This window comes from Segetibacter koreensis DSM 18137 (assembly GCF_000374045.1).
GTDB lineage: Bacteria > Bacteroidota > Bacteroidia > Chitinophagales > Chitinophagaceae > Segetibacter > Segetibacter koreensis.
Genome location: NZ_KB893367.1, coordinates 1 through 1943, shown reverse-complemented (window position 1 = coordinate 1943; position 1943 = coordinate 1). Strand labels below are relative to the sequence as shown.

Here is a 1943-nt window from a genome sequence, read left to right as displayed (position 1 = left end):
ATAATAAGCATCATCAATTGAATCACCTTCATTTAAGTTCGGTACGACTTTATCTAAGAATGTTCGAATTAAATCGGATTTCAATCTCAATTGGTCATCATCAGCTTTATCGAGAATTTTACGAATCTCCTTGATATCCCTTTCTTGTTTATCTGCATCACTTAAGTCAATTTGGTTAAGTAAATCTAATATATATTCCACGTTAATTAAATCATTACGCAGAATTTCAATATTAAAATCAAGATCTTCTAATATAGATGTCGTCTCTCCTGTCTCGTTCTCAGGACGAATCTTATCATATATATCAAGATATTTTCCTTTATAGTCTTCATAAGTTTGTTCGTCAATACCTAATGTTTCCTTATCAAACGAAAACTCTTCAAAAGTTTTTAATTTTTGCATTTGCTTCGCCAATTCACGATATGCAATTACAAAATCACGTTTCTCTTCTTCTCTTTCAAGTTTATCTACTGATTGCGGTGTTTCAGCTAATTCAAAAAGTTCAATAAGCGCTTGTTTAAATTTCGTTACATATTCTTGGAATGACAAACTCAACACTGTGTCTGTGTTATCAGTTTTAGAGAAGAGCTCGATTGCTTCATCTGTTTTTTCTTTTAAATTTCTATAAGCAACGATATTTCCATAAGGTTTCGTTGGTTCTTCAACGCGATTAGTGCGTGAGTAAGCCTGGATGAGTGAATGATGTTGTAAATTACGATCCACATATAACGTATTAAGTTTTTTACTATCGAAGCCTGTTAAGAACATATCTACAACGATAAGAATATCTAGTTTTTGATCTGGTAAGCCTTGTTTTACACGTTTAGAAATATCATTAAAGTAACCATCGAATGTTTCTGTTGAGAAGTTAGTATCATAGGTTTGATTATATGTCTGAATAATACTTTCTAATATAACTTTTCTAGTTTGTTCATCCATCGTATCATCTATGGCTTCATTATCTTGATAACTGAATATTGTCGTAACATTAAAATTATGTACACCTTGTTTCTTCAATTTTTGGAAAACACGATAATATTGAATCGCCATTGGAATACTTTGAACGGTCAACATACCTGTGTACATTTGGTCACGTGTTTTCTTATTATGATTCGCAATAATATGTTCTGCTACTTTTTGAACACGTTCGTCTGCCATCCATATTTCAGCTTCATTAATTTTATTAACATAACCATCTTCGGTAATTTTTTCACTACGGTCAAACGTATTCATATATTCAACAGAAAAACCTAGCACGTTACCATCTCTAATCGCATCTTTGATTAGATAATGGTGTAGACACTCTCCAAAAATATCCGCAGTCGCGCGTCCATCTTGACTCGCATTCTCTTCAAATCTAGGTGTTCCCGTAAAACCAAAGTATTGGGCGTTTCCGAAATGTTGTCTGATGATACGGTGCATTGAACCAAATTGTGTTCGATGGCATTCGTCAATAATGAAAACGACTTTATCTTCTTTATAACGTTCCATGGCTGGATGTCCTGATTTAATCGCATTATCCATTTTTTGAATCGTCGTAACAATTAGTTTCCGTGTAGGATCATCCATTTGTTTGAGTAACTTTTTAGTATTGAACGTCCTATCAACAGAATCTGACTCAAACTTATTAAATTCCCCTAAAGTTTGACCATCTAGGTCTTTGCGATCGACTAAGAATATAACTTTCTTAATATCTGGTTCTTGCGCTAAGATTTGACTCGCTTTAAACGATGTGAGGGTTTTACCACTCCCTGTCGTATGCCAAATATAACCATTGTTATTTGTTTCTATAGCACGATTTAATAAAGCTTCTACTGCATAGACTTGATACGGTCTCAAGGCCATTAATATTTTATCTGTTTCATTAATAATCATATAACGGCTAATCATTTTAGCAATATGGCACGGTTCTAAGAAAGATTCAATAAAATCTTTAAGCACAT

1 protein-coding gene is annotated in these 1943 nt (G+C 33.1%); it reads right to left on the bottom strand.

Annotated elements, in window-relative coordinates; translation table 11 throughout:
* Positions 1-1943: type I restriction endonuclease subunit R (locus B154_RS0122745; protein ID WP_018616661.1), on the bottom strand; the 1943-nt coding region annotated here is incomplete at both ends.